At 37.0% G+C, this 3260-nt stretch carries 2 protein-coding genes; both read left to right on the plus strand.

Annotated elements, in window-relative coordinates:
• On the plus strand, nucleotides 1-1641 hold a 1641-nt coding region (locus AJ882_RS08340; RefSeq protein ID WP_070279733.1), incomplete at its 5' end, for a flagellin A.
• A gap of 144 nt (nucleotides 1642-1785) precedes the next feature.
• The coding region (locus AJ882_RS08345; RefSeq protein ID WP_070279735.1) for a flagellin at nucleotides 1786-3260 on the plus strand (1475 nt) is incomplete at its 3' end.

Raw genomic sequence — 3260 nt, forward strand, 5'->3', positions numbered from 1 at the left:
TCTTTAAGCAGACTTAGTTCAGGTCTTAGAATCAACTCCGCAGCAGATGATGCTTCAGGGATGGCGATAGCAGATAGTTTAAGATCTCAAGCTAATACTTTAGGTCAAGCTATATCTAATGGTAACGATGCTTTAGGTATCTTACAAACTGCTGATAAGGCTATGGATGAGCAACTTAAAATCTTAGATACAATCAAAACTAAGGCAACTCAAGCGGCTCAAGATGGACAAAGTTTAAAAACAAGAACTATGCTTCAAGCAGATATCAACCGTTTAATGGAAGAACTTGACAATATCGCAAATACTACTTCATTTAACGGTAAACAACTTTTAAGTGGAAATTTTATCAATCAAGAATTTCAAATCGGTGCGAGTTCAAATCAAACTGTAAAAGCTACTATAGGAGCAACCCAATCTTCTAAGATAGGTTTAACACGCTTTGAAACAGGAGGAAGAATTACATCTGGTGGTGAAGTACAATTTACTCTTAAAAATTACAATGGTATAGATGATTTTCAGTTTCAAAAAGTTGTGATTTCAACTTCAGTTGGGACAGGACTTGGAGCCTTAGCAGAAGAGATCAATAAAAGTGCTGATAAAACAGGTGTTAGAGCTACTTTTACGGTAGAAACTAGAGGTATGGCTGCAGTTAGAGCCGGAACTACTTCAAATGACTTTGCTATCAATGGAGTAACTATAGGTCAAGTAGCCTATGAAGATGGTGATGGAAACGGTGCTTTGGTCGCTGCAATCAATTCGGTTAAAGATACTACCGGAGTTGAAGCTTCAATCGATGCTAATGGACAACTTTTGCTTACTTCAAGAGAAGGTAGAGGGATTAAAATCGATGGTAATATAGGCGGGGGTGCTTTTATCAATGCCAATATGAAAGAAAACTATGGTCGCTTGTCTTTAGTTAAAAACGATGGTAAGGATATTTTAGTAAGTGGTACAGGTCTTTCTTTTGCAGGTTTTGGAGCAAACAGTTTTATTTCTCAAGCTTCTATTTCTTTAAGAGAATCAAAAGGGCAGCTCGATGCTAATATCGCTGATGCTATGGGATTTGGTTCTGTAAATAAAGGTGTTGTGATAGGTGGTTTTTCTACTGTTAGCGCTTATATGAGTAGCGAAGGAAGTGGATTTTCAGCAGGTTCAGGTTATTCTATAGGTAGTGGTAAGGATTATTCTGCTACACTTACTGGTAATGCAACATTTATATCAACTGCATCTGCAGCTTCTAGGGTATATAATGTTTCTTCTGGTTCTGGTTTTTCAACTGGATCAAATTTATCACAATTTGCAACCATGAAAACTTCAGTTCTTGGAGTAAAAGATGAAACCGCAGGTGTTACTACACTTAAGGGTGCTATGGCAGTGATGGACATAGCTGAAACGGCTATAACAAATCTTGATCAAATCAGAGCAGACATTGGTTCAGTGCAAAATCAAGTTACATCAACTATAAACAACATCACTGTTACTCAGGTAAATGTTAAAGCAGCTGAGTCACAAATCCGTGATGTGGACTTTGCAGCCGAGAGTGCAAACTACTCTAAAGCAAATATCTTAGCTCAAAGTGGTTCTTATGCCATGGCACAGGCTAATTCTGTTCAGCAAAATGTTTTAAGATTGCTACAGTAGTTTACAAAAGCTGCAATATATATAAATCCAAGCCTAGTTTAATGCTAGGCTTTTTTATTTTAAACTCTAGAATTTTTAATCAAACTAAACTTGGAACACTTCTTGCTTTAATCTTTTCGATGCAATATTTTGAAAGGATTTAAAATGGGTTTTAGGATAAACACCAACATCGGTGCATTAAATGCACATGCAAATTCAGTTGTTAATGCTAGAGAGCTGGATAAGTCTTTAAGCAGACTTAGTTCAGGTCTTAGAATCAACTCCGCAGCAGATGATGCTTCAGGGATGGCGATAGCAGATAGTTTAAGATCTCAAGCTAATACTTTAGGTCAAGCTATATCTAATGGTAACGATGCTTTAGGTATCTTACAAACTGCTGATAAGGCTATGGATGAGCAACTTAAAATCTTAGATACAATCAAAACTAAGGCAACTCAAGCGGCTCAAGATGGACAAAGTTTAAAAACAAGAACTATGCTTCAAGCAGATATCAACCGTTTAATGGAAGAACTTGACAATATCGCAAATACTACTTCATTTAACGGTAAACAACTTTTAAGTGGAAATTTTATCAATCAAGAATTTCAAATCGGTGCGAGTTCAAATCAAACTGTAAAAGCTACTATAGGAGCAACCCAATCTTCTAAGATAGGTTTAACACGCTTTGAAACAGGAGGAAGAATTACATCTGGTGGTGAAGTACAATTTACTCTTAAAAATTACAATGGTATAGATGATTTTCAGTTTCAAAAAGTTGTGATTTCAACTTCAGTTGGGACAGGACTTGGAGCCTTAGCAGAAGAGATCAATAAAAGTGCTGATAAAACAGGTGTTAGAGCTACTTTTACGGTAGAAACTAGAGGTATGGCTGCAGTTAGAGCCGGAACTACTTCAAATGACTTTGCTATCAATGGAGTAACTATAGGTCAAGTAGCCTATGAAGATGGTGATGGAAACGGTGCTTTGGTCGCTGCAATCAATTCGGTTAAAGATACTACCGGAGTTGAAGCTTCAATCGATGCTAATGGACAACTTTTGCTTACTTCAAGAGAAGGTAGAGGGATTAAAATCGATGGTAATATAGGCGGGGGTGCTTTTATCAATGCCAATATGAAAGAAAACTATGGTCGCTTGTCTTTAGTTAAAAACGATGGTAAGGATATTTTAGTAAGTGGTACAGGTCTTTCTTTTGCAGGTTTTGGAGCAAACAGTTTTATTTCTCAAGCTTCTATTTCTTTAAGAGAATCAAAAGGGCAGCTCGATGCTAATATCGCTGATGCTATGGGATTTGGTTCTGTAAATAAAGGTGTTGTGATAGGTGGTTTTTCTACTGTTAGCGCTTATATGAGTAGCGAAGGAAGTGGATTTTCAGCAGGTTCAGGTTATTCTATAGGTAGTGGTAAGGATTATTCTGCTACACTTACTGGTAATGCAACATTTATATCAACTGCATCTGCAGCTTCTAGGGTATATAATGTTTCTTCTGGTTCTGGTTTTTCAACTGGATCAAATTTATCACAATTTGCAACCATGAAAACTTCAGTTCTTGGAGTAAAAGATGAAACCGCAGGTGTTACTACACTTAAGGGTGCTATGGCAGTGATGGACATAGCTGAAAC

The organism is Campylobacter sp. BCW_6461, assembly GCF_001762735.1.
Lineage (GTDB): Bacteria > Campylobacterota > Campylobacteria > Campylobacterales > Campylobacteraceae > Campylobacter_D > Campylobacter_D jejuni.